At 64.9% G+C, this 20,036-nt stretch carries 13 protein-coding genes, 3 rRNA genes and 3 pseudogenes; 16 read left to right on the top strand and 3 right to left on the bottom strand.

The genetic code is table 11. From position 1 onward, the window contains the following. Positions 1–151: 151 nt before the first annotated feature. Together MHEC_RS12250 and MHEC_RS12245 are read left to right on the top strand one after the other, a co-directional pair. Positions 152–3,145 carry an acyl-CoA synthetase gene (locus MHEC_RS12250; RefSeq protein ID WP_048892323.1) on the top strand — a complete coding sequence of 998 codons (2,994 nt, stop codon included), beginning with the start codon at positions 152–154 and terminating at the stop codon, positions 3,143–3,145. Beyond that, the gene (locus MHEC_RS12245; RefSeq protein ID WP_048892324.1) at positions 3,142–3,366 is read left to right on the top strand and encodes a Trm112 family protein; all 225 of its coding nucleotides are present in this window, start codon (positions 3,142–3,144) and stop codon (positions 3,364–3,366) included. The genes MHEC_RS12250 and MHEC_RS12245 overlap by 4 nt, the downstream gene beginning before the upstream one ends. On the opposite strand, the gene MHEC_RS12240 is transcribed toward MHEC_RS12245, so the two are convergent. From MHEC_RS12240 to MHEC_RS12230, 3 genes are read right to left on the bottom strand one after another with little or no spacing between them, the layout of a single operon-like run. Next, positions 3,332–3,949 (bottom strand): TetR/AcrR family transcriptional regulator, encoded by a 618-nt coding sequence (locus MHEC_RS12240; protein ID WP_048892325.1) that lies wholly within the window; start codon positions 3,947–3,949, stop codon positions 3,332–3,334. The two genes, MHEC_RS12245 and MHEC_RS12240, sit on opposite strands and share 35 nt — an antisense overlap. Before the next feature lie 4 nt (positions 3,950–3,953). Next, positions 3,954–4,703, bottom strand: a complete 750-nt coding sequence (locus tag MHEC_RS12235; RefSeq protein WP_235434866.1) for an ABC transporter permease — start codon at positions 4,701–4,703, stop codon at positions 3,954–3,956. A 2-nt stretch (positions 4,704–4,705) separates the two neighbouring features. Further along, positions 4,706–5,482: an ABC transporter ATP-binding protein gene (locus tag MHEC_RS12230; protein WP_048892326.1), complete on the bottom strand. Its 777-nt coding sequence runs from the start codon at positions 5,480–5,482 to the stop codon at positions 4,706–4,708. A 58-nt stretch (positions 5,483–5,540) separates the two neighbouring features. On the opposite strand from MHEC_RS12230, the gene MHEC_RS12225 reads away from it, so the two are divergent. From MHEC_RS12225 to recN, 14 genes and pseudogenes are all read left to right on the top strand, one after another. Next, positions 5,541–6,152, top strand: a complete 612-nt coding sequence (locus MHEC_RS12225) for a DNA-3-methyladenine glycosylase (protein ID WP_048892327.1) — start codon at positions 5,541–5,543, stop codon at positions 6,150–6,152. A 34-nt stretch (positions 6,153–6,186) separates the two neighbouring features. After that, positions 6,187–7,458, top strand: a pseudogene (gene tyrS, locus MHEC_RS12220) (tyrosine--tRNA ligase); the annotation flags it as partial. Positions 7,459–7,834: 376 nt separating this feature from the next. Continuing rightward, a 16S ribosomal RNA gene (locus MHEC_RS12215) occupies positions 7,835–9,373 on the top strand. A gap of 258 nt (positions 9,374–9,631) precedes the next feature. Beyond that, positions 9,632–12,738: ribosomal RNA gene (locus MHEC_RS12210) — 23S ribosomal RNA — on the top strand. Between the two features lie 62 nt (positions 12,739–12,800). Then, positions 12,801–12,915, top strand: a 5S ribosomal RNA gene (gene rrf / locus MHEC_RS12205). Together the 16S, 23S and 5S rRNA genes form the textbook arrangement of a ribosomal RNA operon. A 183-nt stretch (positions 12,916–13,098) precedes the next feature. Then, positions 13,099–13,764, top strand: a pseudogene (locus MHEC_RS12200) (tetratricopeptide repeat protein); the annotation flags it as partial. Between the two features lie 84 nt (positions 13,765–13,848). Continuing rightward, positions 13,849–14,130 carry a transposase gene (locus MHEC_RS24230; protein ID WP_048893909.1) on the top strand — a complete coding sequence of 94 codons (282 nt, stop codon included), beginning with the start codon at positions 13,849–13,851 and terminating at the stop codon, positions 14,128–14,130. A gap of 29 nt (positions 14,131–14,159) precedes the next feature. Further along, complete coding sequence (locus MHEC_RS12195) at positions 14,160–14,990, top strand: IS3 family transposase (protein WP_236591529.1); 831 nt, start codon at positions 14,160–14,162, stop codon at positions 14,988–14,990. A 64-nt stretch (positions 14,991–15,054) separates the two neighbouring features. Beyond that, positions 15,055–15,213, top strand: a pseudogene (locus MHEC_RS24225) (hypothetical protein); the annotation flags it as partial. A gap of 1 nt (position 15,214) precedes the next feature. Then, entirely contained in the window at positions 15,215–16,234 is a 1,020-nt protein-coding gene (locus MHEC_RS12190; protein WP_071700549.1) for an HAD-IIA family hydrolase, read from the top strand. 13 nt (positions 16,235–16,247) lie between these two features. After that, complete coding sequence (locus MHEC_RS12185) at positions 16,248–16,418, top strand: hypothetical protein (protein WP_099869503.1); 171 nt, start codon at positions 16,248–16,250, stop codon at positions 16,416–16,418. 8 nt (positions 16,419–16,426) lie between these two features. After that, the gene (locus MHEC_RS12180; protein WP_048893564.1) at positions 16,427–17,236 is read left to right on the top strand and encodes a TlyA family RNA methyltransferase; all 810 of its coding nucleotides are present in this window, start codon (positions 16,427–16,429) and stop codon (positions 17,234–17,236) included. After that, positions 17,233–18,156 (top strand): NAD kinase, encoded by a 924-nt coding sequence (locus MHEC_RS12175; protein WP_048893565.1) that lies wholly within the window; start codon positions 17,233–17,235, stop codon positions 18,154–18,156. The genes MHEC_RS12180 and MHEC_RS12175 overlap by 4 nt, the downstream gene beginning before the upstream one ends. 12 nt (positions 18,157–18,168) lie before the next feature. After that, on the top strand, positions 18,169–19,959 hold the full coding sequence (recN, locus tag MHEC_RS12170; protein ID WP_048893566.1) for a DNA repair protein RecN: 1,791 nt from the start codon (positions 18,169–18,171) through the stop codon (positions 19,957–19,959). The last annotated feature ends 77 nt before the right edge of the window (positions 19,960–20,036 follow it).

Raw genomic sequence — 20,036 nt, 5'->3', positions numbered from 1 at the left:
TTCGCAGACGGCGGCCAGGTGGGCCAGCGCGCCGGTCCCGGCGGTTTATCCGCGATGGCCAAAGCCGCGGCCCGGACCGGCAAATGTGCCATGATGACCACGCTGTCAGGCCCGCCCGCAGCGGGAATACTGGTGATACGGGAGGCAGCAGGTGGATCTGAATCTTTCAGCGGTCATGCGGCCGGTCGAGCGTCTGGTGGCGACGGCGCAGAACGGCCTGGAGGTCTTGCGCCTAGGCGGCCTGGAAACCGGCTCGGCGCCGTCACCGTTCCAGGTCGTCGAGAGCGTATCCATGTACAAGCTGCGGCGCTATTTCCCGCCGGACACCCGTCCCGGCCAGCCGCCGGCCGGCCCCCCGGTGCTGCTGGTGCATCCGATGATGATGTCGGCCAACATGTGGGACGTCACCCGCCAGGAGGGCGCGGTCGGCATCCTGCATGCCGCCGGGCTGGATCCGTGGGTCATAGACTTCGGCGAACCCGACAAGGTCGAGGGCGGCATGCGCCGCAACCTGGCCGACCACATCGTCGCGCTCAGTCAAGCTGTCGACACGACCGCCGACGTCACCGGTCAGGACGTACACCTGGCGGGCTACTCCCAAGGCGGCATGTTCTGCTATCAGGCGGCCGCATACCGTCATTCGAAAAGCATCGCCAGCATTGTGACGTTCGGATCGCCGGTGGACACCCTGGCCGCTCTGCCGATGGGTGTTCCGCCCAATCTGGCCGCGGCGGCCGCCAATTTCATGGCGGACCATGTCTTCAATCGCTTGGCCATCCCGAGCTGGCTGGCGCGCACTGGTTTTCAGCTGCTCGACCCGCTCAAAACGGCCAAGGCCCGCATCGACTTCTTGCGGCAACTGCATGACCGTGAAGCGTTGCTGCCGCGAGAACCGCAGCGCAGGTTCCTGGAATCCGAAGGCTGGATCGCGTGGTCGGGGCCAGCGGTTTCTGAGCTGCTCAAGCAGTTCATCGCGCACAACCGGATGATGACCGGTGGTTTCGCGATCAACGGGCAACTGGTCACTCTCACCGACATCACCTGTCCGGTGCTGGCCTTCGTCGGCGAAGTGGATGACATCGGACAGCCCCCGGCCGTACGAGGCATCCGGCGCGCGGCACCCAACGCCGACGTATACGAATACACCTTGCGCGCAGGGCATTTCGGCCTCGTCGTCGGGTCAAAAGCGGCACAGCAAACCTGGCCGACTGTCGCGGCCTGGGTGCGCTGGATTTCCGGATCCGGCGACAAGCCGGCTGACGTCATGCCGATGGTCGAGCGGCCGGTGGTGCCTTCGCAATCTGGCGTCGCGCTGAGGTCGCGGGTTGCACACGGTGTCGGGGAGGCTTCGGAGATGGCGCTGACGCTGGCCCGTGGTGCGGCCGACGCCGTGGTCGCGGCCAACAAGTCGGTGCGCACCCTGGCGGTGGAAACCGTGCGCACACTGCCGAGACTGGCGCGGCTGGGCCAGATCAACGATCACACCCGGATCTCTCTCGGCAGGATCATCGACGAACAAGCCCACGACTCGCCACATGGCGAATTCCTGCTATTCGACGGGCGAGTCCACACTTACGAGGCGGTCAACCGGCGCATCAACAATGTGGTGCGCGGCCTGATCGAAGTCGGCGTGCGGCAGGGCGATCACGTCGGTGTGCTGATGGAGACCCGGCCGAGTGCACTGGTCGCCATCGCTGCACTGTCGCGGCTGGGTGCGGTCGCGGTGCTGATGCAGCCCGACAGTGACCTGGTTGCGGAAGCACGGATCGGTGGTGTCAGCGAGATCATTGCCGACCCGACCAATCTCGACACCGCGCGTCAGTTGCCGGGCCACGTGTTGGTCCTGGGGGGCGGCGAATCGCGCGACCTGCATCTTCCCGAGGACGCCGACGTTATCGACATGGAAAAGATCGACCCCGACGCGGTCGAGCTTCCCGCCTGGTATCGCCAGAACCCGGGCCTGGCGCGGGATCTGGCGTTCATCGGGTTCACCACCACCGCCGGCGGCGAGTTGGTGGCCAAGCAGATTACCAACTACCGCTGGGCATTGTCGGCGTTCGGGACGGCCTCGACCGCTGCCCTCGGGCAGGGGGACACCGTGTACTGCCTGACCCCACTGCACCATGAATCCGGTCTGCTGGTCAGCCTGGGCGGTGCGGTGGTCGGCGGCGCCCGTATCGCGCTGTCGCGCGGGCTGCGCCCGGACCGGTTCGTCGCCGAGGTCCGGCAGTACGGGGTCACCGTGGTGTCCTACACCTGGGCCATGTTGCGCGAGGTCGTCGATGACCGGGCGTTTGCCTTGCACGGCAACCACCCGGTGCGGCTCTTCATCGGCTCGGGGATGCCAACGGGCTTGTGGCAGCGCGTCGTCGACGCCTTCGCCCCTGCCCATGTCGTCGAGTTCTTCGCCACCACCGATGGGCAAGCCGTGCTGGCCAACGTGTCCGGTGCCAAGATCGGCAGCAAAGGCCGCCCGCTCCCGGGGGCCGGGCAGGTCGAGCTGGGGGCCTACGACGCCGAGCACGACCTGATCCTGGAAAACGACCGCGGGTTCGTGCAGGTCGCCGACACCAACGAAGTGGGTGTGTTGCTGGCCCAGCCGCGCGGGCCGATCGACCCGAGCGCCTCAGTCAAACGTGGTGTGTTCGCGCCGGCCGATACCTGGATATCGACCGAGTACCTGTTCCGCCGCGACGCCGACGGGGACTACTGGTTGGTGGGACGGCGCGGCTCGGTGGTCCGCACCGCGCGCGGAATCGTTTACTGCGAGCCGATCACCGACGCGCTGGGCTTCATCAACGGTGTCGACCTTGCGGTGACCTACGGGGTGCCGGTGCGCGGCCAACAAGTGGCGGTGTCGGCGGTGACGCTGCGGCCCGGGGCCAGCATCACCGCTGCCGATCTGACCGAGGCCATCGCGAAGATGCCGCCGATCGGGGTGGGGCCCGACATCGTGCACGTGGTGCCCCAGATGACGCTGAGCGCCACCTACCGGCCCACCGTCAGCGCGTTGCGGGCCGCCGGGATTCCCAAGCCGGGACGCCATGCGTGGTATTTCGATCCGGCGGGCAATCAATTCCGCCGGTTGACCGCGTCGGTGCGCAACGAGCTCTGCGGCACACACCGACCCAGGGGCCCCGCATGATCGATGAAACGCTGCTGAGCATTCTGGTCTGCCCCGCCGACCGCGGCCCACTGCTGCTGGTCGACAAACCCGTCGGCCCGCTGCTGTACAACCCGCGCCTGCGGCGCGCCTACCGTATCGAGGACGGCATCCCGGTGCTGCTGGTCGACGAGGCCGAATCGGTGAGCGACGACGAGCACGTCCGGCTCATGGCGCGGGCCAGGCCGGCAGCTCCCCGGTGAGGTAGCGCTGCAGGTTCGGCGCGATGGTGCGCGCGATCTGTTCGGGCGGCAGCGATTTGAACGGCTCCAATTCCAGGATGCAGCGCGCCATCACCACCCCGACCAGTTGCGATGCGACGAACTGGATGCGGATGATGCCGCTGCCCGGCGGATCGTCGATGCGGCTTCCGATCTCGACCGCGATCACGTCCTCGATGAAAGACCGGATCAGATTCACCTCCGAGCCGGCCAGCAGCGATCGCACCGTGGCGATGACACCCGCACCCAGCTCGGAGTCCCACAGCGGCAACAATGTCGACGGCAGCCGGTAGCCGAGGTCTTCAACCGGCACCTCGCGAAGCGGTCCGATGATGTCCATCGGGTCGATCGGAATGCGGACAGCGGCGGCGAACAGCCGTTCCTTGGTCCCGAAGTAGTGGTGCACCAAGGCAGAATCCACGCCCGCCGCCGCGGCCACCGCCCGAATCGATGTCTTATGAATCCCATTGCGCGCGAATAGGTCTCGTGCGCTCTTCAGGATTCGTTCCCGGGTGTCTGAGCTTCCGGCCGGCCGCCCTGGCCGTCGGCGTTCGACGCCGGCCAACGGTCTATGGGGTGCGCCGGCGCAGCGTCGCCGCGGCCAGGCACAACGCCGTGATCGCAAAGCCCAGCACCACGACCATGTCGCGGACCGCGGTGCTCGTCAGCTCGGCATGCGCACCCACCTGCTGAAGTGCCTCCAACGCGTAGCTCGCGGGCAGGACGTTGCTGATCCATTGCAGCCAGGTAGCCATCAGGCCGCGCGGCACGATAATGCCGGCCAGCAGCAGCTGCGGCACCATCACCAGCGGGATGAACTGCACAGCTTGAAATTCGGTGCGGGCGAACGCGCTACACAATAAGCCCAGCCCGACACCGAGCACAGCGTTGATGATCGCGATCACAAACACCCACACTGGACTGCCGGCGGTGTCGAAGCCGAGGAACCAAAACGACACGACGCAGGCCAAAACTGCTTGGGTAGCGGCCGCTATCGAAAATGCCGTCCCGTAGGCGATCAGCAGATCGAGCCGGCGCAGCGGAGTAGTCAGGATCCGCTCCAGGGTTCCCGAGGCCCGTTCGCGCTGCATGGTTATCGACGTGATCACGAACATCAAGAAAAGCGGGAAAAGGCCCAGCAGGATCAGACAGGCGTTGTGGAACGGCGACGGGCTGCCCGGCCGGTGCGGAGCATTTTCGAACATGAAGTACATCAAGGTGATGACCAGGACCGGCACCAGCAGGATCATCGCCACGCTGCGGTGATCGGCCGCCAGTTGACGCAGAATCCGCGCCGTGGTGGCGGCGTAGCCTCCCAGGCCTATCCGGCTCGGGGGCCGGCTGCTCGCGCGGTGCTGCGGTTGATGATGGACAGAAACGCTTCCTCCAGTGCCGTGCATCCGGTTTCCTCTCGTAGTCGGTTCGGTGTGGTGTGGGCGACCAAATGACCCTCACGCATCAGCAACAGGTCACCGCAGTGGTCGGCTTCGTCCATCACGTGACTGGAAACCAGCAAAGTGGTGCCGCCGTGGGCCAAATCATGGAACTGGCCCCACAAATCCGCGCGCAGCACCGGGTCGAGACCCACCGTCGGTTCGTCCAGCACGAGCAACTCGGGCCGGCAGACCAGCGCGCAGGCCAGCGATACCCTGGTGCGCTGGCCTCCGGAAAGGTTTCCACAGTAGGCGGCGCGGTGGTCGGACAGCCCCACCAGCTCGATAGCCGCGTCGGCCGCGTGGCTGTCGAACCCGTACAGCGACGCGAAGTAGCGGACGTTGTCGATGATTCGCAGGTCGTTGTAAATGGTCGGGTCCTGCGGCATGTATCCGACGCGTCGGCGCAGCACGGCCGACCCGGCCGGCCGGCCCAGGACTGTGACCCGACCTGCGGTGACGATCTGGGTGCCGACGATGCAGCGCATCAGGGTGGTCTTGCCGCAGCCGGAAGGACCGAGCAGGCCGGTGATGGTGCCGCGCGCAATCTGTACCGAAAAGTCGTGCAGCGCTGGCCTTTTGCCGCGGATCACGCGCAGGTGCTTGATATCGACGGCGATGCGATCACCGCTCGGCAGTAATTCATCACTTGATGAACTCATCATTCGATGAATATCAACCCCACGTGCGTCCTTGTCAAGTGCCGCGGGCAAAATCTGTCCGGTGAGCGCTGAGGAACTGGCGGTCGACCCGGTCAGCGCCGCGCGCCGGCTACTTGGCGCCACGCTTTACGGACGGGGTGTCAGCGCCACAATTGTCGAGGTGGAGGCCTATGGTGGGGTGCCGGAGGGCCCCTGGCCGGACGCGGCGGCACACTCCTACCGGGGACGCAACGGTCGCAATGCCGTGATGTTTGGCCCGCCCGGACACCTCTATACCTACCGGAGCCACGGGATCCATGTCTGTGCCAACGTCGCGTGCGGCCCCGACGGGACAGCCGCAGCCGTTCTGCTCAGGTCCGCGGTGATCGAGTGCGGAATCGAGCTGGCGAGGTCCCGGCGCGGCGAGCTCGCCCGAACCGCCGCGCTGGCGCGCGGGCCCGGAAACCTTTGTTCGGCTCTGGGAATCACCATGGCAGACAACGGACTTGATCTCTTCGATCCCGACAGCCCGATCACGGTAAAACTGAACGACACCCTCGACGCCGTGTGCGGTCCCCGAGTCGGCATCAGCGTGGCCGCCGACCGGCCGTGGCGGCTGTGGTTGCCGGGCCGGCCCGAGGTCTCGGCCTACCGCCGCAGCCCCCGGGCCCCCGCGCCCGGGACCAGCGATTAACGCCCCGGGGCGCAATGCTGGAAGATCGATAACTGTGGGCGCACCCATCCTGGACGAGCTGAGCTGGCGCGGGCTGATCGCACAGTCCACCGACCTTGAGGCGCTGGCCGCCGAAGCAGCGCGGGGACCGCTTACGGTGTATGCGGGCTTCGACCCCACCGCGCCGAGCCTGCATGCGGGGCACCTGGTGCCGCTGCTGGCCCTGCGCCGTTTCCAGCGGGCCGGCCATCGTCCTATCGTGTTGGCCGGTGGCGCCACCGGGCTCATCGGCGACCCGCGCGACACCGGCGAACGCGCCCTCAACGCCGCCGACACCGTCCTGGAATGGACCGAGCGGATCCGCGGACAACTGGAACGGTTCGTCGACTTCGACGACTCGCCGACGGGCGCGATCGTCGAGAACAACCTCGAGTGGACGCGCGACATGTCGGCCATCGAGTTCCTGCGCGACGTGGGCAAGCATTTTTCGGTGAACGTGATGCTCGACCGCGACGTCATCCGGCGCCGCCTGAACGGGGAAGGCATCTCCTACACCGAGTTCAGTTACCTGCTGCTGCAGGCCAACGACTACGTCGAGTTGTACCGCCGTCACCACTGTGTGCTGCAGATCGGCGGTTCCGATCAGTGGGGCAACATCATCGCCGGAGTGCGCCTGGCGCGCCAGAAGCTGGGTGTGACAGTGCACGCGCTGACGGTGCCGCTGGTCACGGCGGCCGACGGCGCCAAGTTCGGCAAATCCACCGGCGGCGGCAATCTGTGGCTGGACCCTGAGATGACCACTCCGTACGCGTGGTACCAGTACTTCATCAATACCGCCGACGCCGACGTCATCCGGTACCTGCGCTGGTTCACGTTTCTGTCGGCTGACGAGCTCGCCGACCTCGAGGAGGCGACGGCCTCGCGCCCCCAGGACCGTGTCGCGCAACGCACCCTGGCCCGAGAACTCACCACGCTGGTGCACGGCGAGGCGGTCACCAAGGCCGTCGAGCGTGCCAGCCGCGCCCTCTTCGGCCACGGGGAATTGGCGCGGCTGGACGAAGCAACGCTGACGGCGGCGCTGCGGGAAACCCCGGTTGCGGAGTTGAAGCCGGGCGCACCCGACGGGATCGTCGACCTCTTGGTGGCCAGCGGTCTGTCACCGAGCAAGGGGGCCGCACGGCGCACGATCGCCGAGGGCGGCGTGTCCGTCAACAACACCAAGGTCGACAGCGACGACTGGACGCCGCGGCCAGCGGATTTTCTGCATGGTCGGTGGCTGGTGTTGCGGCGGGGCAAGCGGAATATCGCCGGCATCGAACGCGTCGGGAGAACTGTTCGGCCTGGCGGGACTGGCTCCGGCGGAAGGGGGGAACAATCGTCGCAGTGCCGGCGTTGACACCCGTGTCGCGGTCGAAAGCGGCCGGCCACAAGGCCATTTGACTGCGGCCTGTCCCTCACGTAACTTGGTAGAGCCGTCGCGAAGCGGCCAGTCCGCGAACCGCGAGGCTCCCAGAGGGACTGCCCTCACCGTCCGTACTACGAACGCGTGGCCCATCCGCCGCGGGTTCGAGGCACGGCCGGAACGGTGTTGTTTGAGAACTCAATAGTGTGTTGGTGGTTTTGTTTGTTGTTTTTGCCGTGCCCTGATTTTCCCCGTGTTGGGGTGTGGTGTGTTTTTTGTCGGGGTTTTCTCTGAGTGGTTTTGTTTGGAGAGTTTGATCCTGGCTCAGGACGAACGCTGGCGGCGTGCTTAACACATGCAAGTCGAACGGAAAGGCCCGCTTCGGTGGGTGCTCGAGTGGCGAACGGGTGAGTAACACGTGGGTGACCTGCCCTGCACTTCGGGATAAGCCTGGGAAACTGGGTCTAATACCGGATAGGACCGCGCCATGCATGTGGTGTGGTGGAAAGCGTGTGGTAGTGGTGTGGGATGGGCCCGCGGCCTATCAGCTTGTTGGTGGGGTGATGGCCTACCAAGGCGACGACGGGTAGCCGGCCTGAGAGGGTGTCCGGCCACACTGGGACTGAGATACGGCCCAGACTCCTACGGGAGGCAGCAGTGGGGAATATTGCACAATGGGCGCAAGCCTGATGCAGCGACGCCGCGTGGGGGATGACGGCCTTCGGGTTGTAAACCTCTTTCACCATCGACGAAGCCGCAGCTTTTGTTGTGGTGACGGTAGGTGGAGAAGAAGCACCGGCCAACTACGTGCCAGCAGCCGCGGTAATACGTAGGGTGCAAGCGTTGTCCGGAATTACTGGGCGTAAAGAGCTCGTAGGCGGCTTGTCGCGTTGTTCGTGGAATGCCACAGCTTAACTGTGGGCGTGCGGGCGATACGGGCAGGCTGGAGTGCTGCAGGGGAGACTGGAATTCCTGGTGTAGCGGTGGAATGCGCAGATATCAGGAGGAACACCGGTGGCGAAGGCGGGTCTCTGGGCAGTAACTGACGCTGAGGAGCGAAAGCGTGGGGAGCGAACAGGATTAGATACCCTGGTAGTCCACGCCGTAAACGGTGGGTACTAGGTGTGGGTTCTTTCCTGAAGGATCCGTGCCGTAGCTAACGCATTAAGTACCCCGCCTGGGGAGTACGGCCGCAAGGCTAAAACTCAAAGGAATTGACGGGGGCCCGCACAAGCGGCGGAGCATGTGGATTAATTCGATGCAACGCGAAGAACCTTACCTGGGTTTGACATGCACAGGACGCGTCTAGAGATAGGCGTTCCCTTGTGGCCTGTGTGCAGGTGGTGCATGGCTGTCGTCAGCTCGTGTCGTGAGATGTTGGGTTAAGTCCCGCAACGAGCGCAACCCTTGTCCCATGTTGCCAGCACGTGATGGTGGGGACTCATGGGAGACTGCCGGGGTCAACTCGGAGGAAGGTGGGGATGACGTCAAGTCATCATGCCCCTTATGTCCAGGGCTTCACACATGCTACAATGGCCGGTACAAAGGGCTGCGATGCCGTGAGGTTAAGCGAATCCTTGTAAAGCCGGTCTCAGTTCGGATCGGGGTCTGCAACTCGACCCCGTGAAGTCGGAGTCGCTAGTAATCGCAGATCAGCAATGCTGCGGTGAATACGTTCCCGGGCCTTGTACACACCGCCCGTCACGTCATGAAAGTCGGTAACACCCGAAGCCCATGGCCCAACCCGTTTGGGAGGGAGTGGTCGAAGGTGGGATCGGCGATTGGGACGAAGTCGTAACAAGGTAGCCGTACCGGAAGGTGCGGCTGGATCACCTCCTTTCTAGGGAGCACCGTGGATTGCACCCCGTGTTGGTGGGGTGTGGAGGGTTCGGCGCTGTGGTGGCGTCGGGCCGGGTGTTTGGCGGCAGACAGTGATCACCGGCACACTGTTGGGTTTTGAGACAACACCGGGGCCGTTTGGGGTTGGTGGTGTTGTTGCCTCGCGTGGTGGCGGGGTGTGGTGTTTGAGTGTTGGATAGTGGTTGCGAGCATCTGGCAAAGACTGTGGTAGCGGTTTTTGTCGTGTGTTTTCTGGTGTTTGTAAGTGTGTAAGGGCGCATGGTGGATGCCTTGGCATTGGGCGCCGATGAAGGACGTGGGAGGCTGCGATAAGCCTCGGGGAGCTGTCAACCGAGCGTGGATCCGAGGGTGTCCGAATGGGGTAACCCGGCACGAGTGATGTCGTGTCACCCGCATCTGAATGGATAGGGTGCGGGGGGAACGCGGGGAAGTGAAACATCTCAGTACCCGTAGGAGAAGAAAACAACAGGTGATTCCGTTAGTAGTGGCGAGCGAACGCGGAGGAGGCTAAACCGCGCGCATGAAAGACCGGGTAGGGGTTGTGTGTGCGGGGTTGTGGGAGCGCCGCGGCTGGGGCTACCCCCCTGGCGGGCAGTGAGCAAGTGTGGGGTTAGCGGAAGTGGCCTGGGATGGTCTGCCGTAGACGGTGAGAGCCCGGTACGTGAAAATCCTGCGCCTGCCTGTGGCGTGTCCCGAGTAGCAGCGGGCCCGTGGAATCTGCTGTGAATCGGCCGGGACCACCCGGTAAGCCTAAATACGTCCCAATGACCGATAGCGGATCAGTACCGTGAGGGAATGGTGAAAAGTACCCCGGGAGGGGAGTGAAAGAGTACCTGAAACCGTGTGCCTACAATCCGTCAAAGCCCCCGGGTGGGGTGATGGCGTGCCTTTTGAAGAATGAGCCTGCGAGTCACTGGCATGTCGCGAGGTTAACCCGGGTGGGGTAGCCGCAGCGAAAGCGAGTCTGAATAGGGCGTATCCCCGTTGGTGGGGTGTAGTGGCATGTTGTGGACCCGAAGCGGGGTGATCTACCCATGGCCAGGGTGAAGCGCGGGTAAGACCGCGTGGAGGCCCGAACCCACTTAGGTTGAAGACTGAGGGGATGAGCTGTGGGTAGGGGTGAAAGGCCAATCAAACTCCGTGATAGCTGGTTCTCCCCGAAATGCATTTAGGTGCAGCGTTGCATGGTTCACACCGGAGGTAGAGCTACTGGATGGCCGATGGGCCCGACTAGGTTACTGACGTCAGCCAAACTCCGAATGCCGGTGTGGTAAGTGTGGCAGTGAGACGGCGGGGGATAAGCTTCGCGCGTCGAAAGGGAAACAGCCCAGATCGCCGGCTAAGGCCCCTAAGGGTGTGCTAAGTGGGAAAGGATGTGTGATCGCGAAGACAACCAGGAGGTTGGCTTAGAAGCAGCCATCCTTGAAAGAGTGCGTAATAGCTCACTGGTCAAGTGATTGTGCGCCGATAATGTAGCGGGGCTCAAGCACACCGCCGAAGCCGCGGCAACACGACAGTGTTGGGTAGGGGAGCGTCCCTTCATCGGGGAAGTCGTGGAGTGATCCACGGTGGAGGTGGGGGGAGTGCGAATGCAGGCATGAGTAGCGTTAAGGCAAGTGAGAACCTTGCCCGCCGGAAGACCAAGGGTTCCTGGGCCAGGCCAGTCCGCCCAGGGTGAGTCGGGACCTAAGGCGAGGCCGACAGGCGTAGTCGATGGATAACGGGTTGATATTCCCGTACCCGTGGGTGCGCGCCCATACCGAATCGGATCTGCTAACCACCCAAACGGTGGCTAACCGGCGCCCTTCGGGGTGTTGGGGGTCGCCCGCTGCGTGGGGCCCGGTCCGCTAGTAGGTAAGCGACGGGGTGACGCAGAAAGGTAGCCGTACCAGTCAGTGGTAATACTGGGGCAAGCCCGTAGGGAGACATCTAGGCAAATCCGGATGTCATTGATCCTCAGAGGTGATGCATAGCCGGTTGAGGCGAATTCGGTGATCCTCTGCTGCCGAGAAAAGCCTCTAGCGAGCGCACGCACGGCCCGTACCCCAAACCGACACAGGTGGTCAGGTAGAGAATACCGAGGCGTACGAGATAACTATGGTTAAGGAACTCGGCAAAATGCCCCCGTAACTTCGGGAGAAGGGGGACCCCCACACCGTCAAGGCCCGCGCGGCCGGCAGCGGCAGGGGGTGGCACAAACCAGGGAGAAGCGACTGTTTACTAAAAACACAGGTCCGTGCGAAGTCGCAAGACGAGGTATACGGACTGACGCCTGCCCGGTGCTGGAAGGTTAAGAGGACCCGTCAACCCCTCCGGGGGTGAAGCGGAGAATTTAAGCCCCAGTAAACGGCGGTGGTAACTATAACCATCCTAAGGTAGCGAAATTCCTTGTCGGGTAAGTTCCGACCTGCACGAATGGCGTAACGACTTCTCCACTGTCTCAACCATAGACTCGGCGAAATTGCACTACGAGTAAAGATGCTCGTTACGCGCGGCAGGACGAAAAGACCCCGGGACCTTCACTACAACTTGGTATTGGAGTCCGATGCGGCTTGTGTAGGATAGGTGGGAGACTGTGAAGCGCAAACGCCAGTTTGCGTGGAGTCGTCGTTGAAATACCACTCTGGCCGTATTGGGCTTCTAACCTCGAACCCTGAACCGGGTTCAGGGACAGTGCCTGGCGGGTAGTTTAACTGGGGCGGTTGCCTCCCAAACGGTAACGGAGGCGCCCAAAGGTTCCCTCAACCTGGACGGCAATCAGGTGGCGAGTGCAAGTGCACAAGGGAGCTTGACTGCAAGACCCACACGTCAAGCAGGGACGAAAGTCGGGACTAGTGATCCGGCACCCCCGAGTGGAAGGGGTGTCGCTCAACGGATAAAAGGTACCCCGGGGATAACAGGCTGATCTTCCCCAAGAGTCCATATCGACGGGATGGTTTGGCACCTCGATGTCGGCTCGTCGCATCCTGGGGCTGGAGCAGGTCCCAAGGGTTGGGCTGTTCGCCCATTAAAGCGGCACGCGAGCTGGGTTTAGAACGTCGTGAGACAGTTCGGTCTCTATCCGCCGCGCGCGTCAGAAGCCTGAGGAAACCTGTCCCCAGTACGAGAGGACCGGGACGGACGAACCTCTGGTCCACCAGTTGTCCCACCAGGGGCACCGCTGGATAGCCACGTTCGGAAAGGATAACCGCTGAAAGCATCTAAGCGGGAAACCCCTTCCAAGACCAGGCTTCTCACCCTTTCAGAGGGATAAGGCCCCCGCAGAACACGGGATCAATAGACCAGACCTACACACCTAGCAATAGGCGCAGGGAACTGGCACTAACCGGCCGAAAACTTACCCACACCACGCAACCACACCACACCACACCACACCCCCACCCCACACAACACAAACAAAATAAAGTTACGGCGGTCCATAGCGGCAGGGAAACGCCCGGACCCATCCCGAACCCGGAAGCTAAGCCTGCCAGCGCCGATGATACTACCCACCCCGGGTGGAAAAGTAGGACACCGCCGAACACCCAAAAGCACCCCCACACCAAAAGGGGGTGCTTACCATTTGCCCTGTTCAATCGAATTGCACTGACCGCGGCAATTTTTCAATTGCCGCCGCTTAAATTGTCGTCGTCTCGACCGTTTCCGTATCCTTGATAGGGCCCCGCGATACGACCGGGCGGGCAGTGATTGGGGTGGATGCGCAAAATGGTCGACGAGCGGCGCGGCAGCGGTGCGCGACGACCGCGGCCAGCATCCGCAGGCCCGGTCACATCAAGGCGCGCGCCGCGTCCCGAACGTGACGTTCCCCGCTCCGGGCCTGGGCGTGCACGTCGGGAACAACCCAAGCACACGTCGGGCGGCAACGGTTCGGGTAGCGGGCCACCAATTCCACCCGATGTGGAAGCCAACCAGCTGGCACCCGAAATCCGGCGCGAGCTAAGCACTTTGGACCGCGCTACCGCAGACACGGTGGCTCGCCACCTGGTCGCGGCGGGTGTGCTGATCGATGACGACCCCGAAGCCGCGCTGAGCCATGCACGTGCGGCCCGGGCCCGATCCGGCCGGATCGCCGCCATTCGTGAAGCCGTCGGGATTGCGGCCTACCACTGCGGTGACTGGGCGCAAGCGCTCGCCGAGTTGCGCGCCGCCCGCAGGATGGGCAGCAAATCCGCGCTACTTCCGCTGATCGCCGACTGCGAACGCGGTCTCGGCCGTCCAGAGCGGGCGATCGAGCTGGCCCGGGGGCCCGAGGCTGCCCAGCTCAGCGGCGACGATGCGGACGAATTACGCATCGTCGCCGCCGGGGCCCGTGCGGATCTCGGTCAGCTGGAGCAGGCCTTGACCGTATTGTCCACGCCGCCGCTGGATCCCCGTGGGGTGTTCCCGGTGAATGAGTCCGCCTTGTTTTAGAGTCCTGTGGCCCCGTGGATGGGGCTGGAAGGGATGATGAAACACATGGGTGGTCGGAAGCGGCATTCCGCGGAGGACATCGTGCGCAAGCTGCGCCGCGCGGACGAGCTGGCCGCGGCGGGCAAGACCGGTGAGGAGATCGCCGCCGAGCTGGAGGTGTCGGCGGCGACGCTGTACAACTGGCGCCGCACCTATGGCGGGATGGATATCGATGCCGCCAGGCAGCTCAAGGAGTTGCGGGAGCAGAACGCGCGGTTGAAGCGGCTTTTGGCCGAGGCGGAGTTGGAGAAGGATGCGTTGCGGGAGGTTGCGAAGGGAAAATTCTGAGCCCGGCCGCCAAGCGTCGCGCCGTGGACATGCTCAAAGAGGTGTTGAGCATGTCGGAGCGGTTGGCGTGCAAGGCGGTTGGGCTGGCTCGTTCTACCTACCGGCGCACTCCGGTCGCGGCGACCCCGGCCGACCCGGATGCCGATCTGCGGGTCTGGCTGCGCGCGTATGCCACCAAACATCCCTGCCATGGGTTTCGGCGCGCCTGGGCGGCGTTGCGCCACGATGAGGGCCGTGAGGTCAACAAAAGAAGGTCCACCGGCTGTGGCGTGAGGAAGGACTGCAGCGGCGGGCGTATTCGCCGCGTAAGCGCGCGGGTGTCGTCGGCGCCGCAGGTCGTCGCGGACGCACCCAAGGTGGTGTGGGCGATCGATTTTCAGTTCGACTCCACCATCGACGGCAAGGCTGTCAAGATCGCGTCGATGGTCGACGAGCACACTCGCGAATCGCTGCTGAACATCGTGGAGCGCTCGATTACCGGCGAGCGTCTCGTCGATGAACTCGAGCGGGTGTTCGCCTCCGCCGGTGGACCGCCGCTGGTGCTGCGCATGGACAACGGCCCGGAGATGATTTCGCAAGCGTTGCAACAGTTTTGTGACGGCACAGTCGGATTGTCCTACATTCCACCCGGAGCGCCGTGGGACAACGCCTACATCGAATCGTTCAACAGCAGGCTCAGGAAGGAGTGCCTCAACCGCAACCACTGGACCAACCTGCTGGAGGCCCGAGTAGTCATCGGTGACTTCAAGCACGAACATAATCACCGGCATCGTCACTCCGCGCTGGGCTACCTCACCCCGGCCGAGTACGCTGCCCGATGCAGCCACACCCACACCCCTGTGGCCTGCGAAATCAACTGAATCCAGAACAACAAAACCCGACTCTAGAACCGGGTGGACTCAGTATCGGGGACTCGCCACCCGCCGCACCGGATCGACCGCCGCGCGGCTGTTCTACGCCTACGCCGAGACCCTGCTGGCGCTAGACCGCAGCGACGAAGCGCTGCAATGGTTTTTACGTTCGGCGGCTGCCGATGTCGACGGCGTCACCGACGCCGAAGAGCGGGTTAGCGAGTTAGCCTGACGTGACAACGCTTGCACAGCAGTACGATTGCCTGCTGATCGATCTGGACGGCACCGTCTTTCATGGCCGTCGGCCCACTGACGGCGCGGTCGAGTCGCTGGACAAGGTGCGTTGCCGCAAGCTGTTCATTACCAACAACGCCTCCCGCGGGGCAGACGAAGTAGCCGCCCACTTGCGCGATCTGGGCTTCACGGCAACCGGAGCGGATGTGGTCACCAGCGGCCAGACCGCCGCCCATCTGCTAGCAGGCCAGCTTCGGCCGGGTTCGCCCGTGCTGGTCGTGGGCACGGAGTCGCTGGCCAACGAGATCGCCGCAGTCGGATTACGCCCGGTGCGCCGGTGGGACGACGAGCCGGTCGCCGTCGTCCAGGGCCACTCGCCGACTACCGGCTGGCCTGATCTCGCCGAGGCAGCGCTGGCCATCAGGGCGGGTGCGCTGTGGGTCGCGGCCAATGTCGACCGCACCTTGCCTTCCGAACGAGGGCTGTTGCCGGGCAATGGCGCCATGGTCGCGGCGTTGCGGGCGGCCACCGACGCCCAACCCCAGGTGGCTGGAAAGCCAGCACCCGGGCTGATGAAAGAGGCGGTGGCGCGCGGCGATTTTCACGCCCCCTTGGTGGTCGGTGACCGTCTGGACACCGATATCGCCGGTGCCAACGCGGCCGGACTGCCCAGCCTGATGGTGCTCACCGGGGTCAATTCGGCGCGCGACGCGGTTTATGCCGTGCCGGGACAACGGCCCACCTACATCGCGCACGACCTGCGCTCATTGCACCACGACGCCGGCGAGCTCGAGGTGGTGCCGCAGTCGGTCTGGCGCGTAGACGCCAGCGACGGGACGCTGACGGTCAGCGCTACCGGCGACGACAACGCCGGGGATGGCCTGTCGGTGGTTCGTTCCGTAGCCAGGGCCGTGTGGGATGCGGATCTCGACGGGCGTCAGATCAGGATCGAGGCCGCCGACGCGCAGGCCCGTGACGCACTGAGGCGATGGTCACTGCTCAGCGGACAGATCGACTAGCGTAAAGGGCGCAATGACCATCGACCCTGAACAGATCCGCGCGGAGATCACTGCGCTGCTCGCCGGGCTACCAGACCTTGCCGACGACGAGCTCGCCGAGGCCGACCTCGACGAGATCGCCCGCCGTCTGTCCGAAGCGCACGACGTACTGGTACGCGCGCTGGAGTCGGCGGAGAAGGGCTGACCACCGGCATGCCTCGGCGTGCCCGCATTGACGCCGAACTCGTTCGGCGCGGATTAGCGCGATCCCGTCACGAGGCAGCGGAATTGATCGGGGCAGGCAGGGTCAGCATCGACGGAATCCCGGCGATCAAGCCGAGCACCAACGTCCCCGTCACCGCCACGGTGAGCGTGACGCGCCCTGACGACCGCAGGTGGGTGTCCCGGGGTGCGCATAAACTCCTTGGCGCACTTGATGCTTTCGGTATCGCCGTCGAGGGACGACGCTGCCTGGACGCGGGCGCATCAACCGGTGGGTTCACCGAAGTCTTGCTGGATCGGGGTGCGCGGGAAGTAGTCGCCGCCGACGTCGGCTATGGGCAGCTGGCGTGGTCGCTGCGGACCGACCCACGGGTGGTCGTGGTCGAGCGCACCAACGTTCGCGAACTGTCGCCCGAGGCGATCGGCGGCGTGGTCGACGTGGTGGTCGCAGACCTGTCGTTCATCTCGCTGACCACGGTGTTGCCCGCCTTGACTGGCTGCGCGTCGCCGGACGCCGATATCGTTCCCATGGTGAAACCGCAGTTCGAGGTGGGGAAGGGTCAAGTAGGAGCCGGCGGGGTGGTGCAGGATCCGAAGCTGCGCTGCGAATCGCTACTCGCCGTCGCTCGGCGCGCCGAGGAGTTGGGCTGGCACACGGTCGGTGTGGTCGCCAGCCCGCTTCCCGGACCGTCGGGCAACGTCGAATACTTCCTGTGGCTGCGCGCCCGCACCGATTTCCCGCTATCCGGTGACCAGTTGGTGTCGGCCGCGCAAAATGCCGTTGCCGAGGGCCCGCAATGACCCGCGACCGCACGATCCTGCTCGTGATCCACCCCGGACGCGACGAGGTGACCGAGACCGCGCGCAGAGTCGAAAAAAGTTTGGCCGACAATGGAATTGGGTTGCGCGCACTGTCAGCTGAGGCAATCGACCGGGGACCGGTGCACTTGTCGCCCGACGACATGCGGGCCCTGGGTGTCGACATCGAAGTGGTCGATGCGGACTCGCGCGCCGCTCAAGGATGCGAACTGGTGCTGGTACTCGGGGGCGACGGCACGTTTCTGCGCGCGGCCGAGTTGGCCCGCACCGCGAACATCCCGGTGCTCGGAGTCAACCTGGGCCGAATCGGTTTCTTGGCCGAGGCCGAGGCCGAGGCTATCGATGCCGTCCTGGAACGGGTGGTCGCCCGAAATTACCGGATCGAGGACCGGCTGACCCTCGACATCGTGGTGCGCGCTGAGGGCCGGGTCGTCGACCGAGGGTGGGCAATGAACGAAGCGAGCCTGGAAAAAGGGTCACGGCTGGGTGTGCTCGGGGTAGTTCTGGAAGTCGACGGTCGACCGGTGTCGACATTCGGCTGCGACGGGGTGTTGGTGTCAACGCCGACGGGCTCGACCGCGTACGCGTTCTCCGCGGGGGGTCCGGTGTTGTGGCCCGACCTGGAGGCGCTGCTCGTGGTACCCAACAACGCTCACGCCCTTTTCGCCCGGCCGATGGTCACCAGCCCCGACGCCACCATCGCAATTGAGGTGGAGTCGGATGGCCACAACGCCCTGGTGTTTTGCGACGGGCGCCGCGAAATGCAGGTACCGGCCGGCGGGCGGCTCGAGGTGACACGCTGCGATACCCCGGTGAAGTGGGCGCGGCTGGACTCTGCGCCGTTCACCGACCGTCTGGTGCGCAAGTTCCGGCTCCCGGTCAGCGGATGGCGCGGGCGGTAACGGTGCCGGCCGATGTTGAGTGAAATACGCATCGAGTCGCTGGGCGCCATCAGCGTGGCGACCGCGGAATTCGACCGGGGCCTGACCGTGTTGACCGGTGAGACCGGCACCGGCAAGACCATGGTGGTCACCGGCTTGCACCTACTCGGCGGGGCCCGCGCCGACGCCGCCCGGGTGCGCTCGGGCGCTGAGCGTGCTCTCGTCGAAGGTCGCTTCACCACAGTCGATCTCGACGAACGAATCGCCGCACAGATCGACGACATCCTGGACGCCTCGGGAGCCGAGCGGGACGAGGACGGGAGTGTGATCGCGTTACGCTCGGTTAGCCGCGACGGGCCGTCACGCGCCTACTTGGGCGGCCGCAGCGTGCCCGCCAAGTCGCTGAGCAGCTTCACCACCGGGCTGCTGACGTTGCACGGCCAAAACGACCAACTGCGCTTGATGCGGCCCGACGAGCAGCGCAACGCGCTGGACCGTTTCGCTGAGGCCGGCTCGAGTCTGGAGCGCTACCGCAAACTCCGCGAGGCTTGGCAGACTGCCCGCCGCGACCTGGTCGACCGCACCAACCATGCCCGGGAATTGGCCCAGGAGGCGGATCGATTGAAATTCGCCCTCAACGAGATCGCCACCGTCGACCCCGAGCCGGGTGAGGACGAGGCGCTGCTCGCCGACATTCGGCGGCTCTCCGAACTGGACGCGCTGCGCGAAGCCGCGGCCAGTGCGCGCACAGCGTTATCCGGGACACTGCCCGACAGCGACGGGGCTGGCGAGTTTGCGGCGGAGCCACGCTCTGCCGCAGACTTGCTGGCCGGGGCGAAATCGGCGTTGGAGGCGACTGATGACGCCGCGCTGCTCGCGTTGGCCGGCCAACTCGACGAAGCCTTGGCGGTGGTTGCCGATGCCGCTCGCGAGCTCGGCGATTACTTGGCCGAGCTGCCCGCCGACGCCAGCGCACTGGACACCAAACTCGCCCGCCAGGCCCAACTGCGCACGCTCACCCGCAAGTACGCCGCCGACATCGACGGCGTGTTGCGCTGGGCGAGTGAATCCCGCGACCGGCTGGCGCAAATCGATGTCTCGGAACAGGCGTTGGCCACGCTGCAGCGCCGCGTCGACGATCTCACAGCCGAATTGGCCGAAGCCGCAACAGATCTCAGCAAGATTCGCCGGCATGCGGCCAACCGACTCGCCACAGCGGTCAGCGCGGAGCTGACCGGGCTGGCGATGGCCGACGCCGAACTTACCGTCACGGTGACGACCACGACGGCCAACGACGACGATCCCGCCGCGCTAAGACTGCCGTCGGGCCAGCTGGTGCACGCCGGGGCGGACGGAATCGACCAGGTCGAATTCGGCTTCGCCGCCCACCGCGGGACTACGGTGCTGCCGCTGTCCAAAAGCGCTTCGGGTGGGGAATTGTCGCGGGTGATGCTGGCCTTGGAGGTGGTGCTGGCCGCGTCGAGCGGACGGTCAGCGGGCACCACGATGGTCTTCGACGAGGTCGACGCCGGCGTCGGTGGGCGTGCCGCGGTGCAGATCGGGCGGCGGCTGGCCAGGCTCGCCCGCACCCATCAGGTCATCGTGGTCACGCACTTGCCGCAGGTGGCAGCCTATGCCGATGTGCATTTGGTGGTCGACACCATCGGCCGGGACGGCGCCAGCGGCGTGCGCCGCGTGGACGGCGAGGACCGCGTCGCGGAGCTGGCCCGGATGCTGGCCGGGCTCGGCGATTCGGACAGCGCCCGTGCGCACGCCCGCGAGCTGCTCGAGGCGGCGCAAGCCGAGCGCATCGCCGCGCCATAGTTCCTGTGGTTGGTGTGACAAGTTATAACTAATGAGGCTATTGTTACGGCGCGCCTCCCCGCGACCGGGGAATTCCG

The organism is Mycobacterium heckeshornense, assembly GCF_016592155.1.
GTDB classification, from domain to species: Bacteria; Actinomycetota; Actinomycetes; order Mycobacteriales; family Mycobacteriaceae; genus Mycobacterium; species Mycobacterium heckeshornense.
The sequence above is the reverse complement of the archived record's forward strand: the minus strand, read 5'-3'. Positions and strand labels throughout refer to the sequence as shown.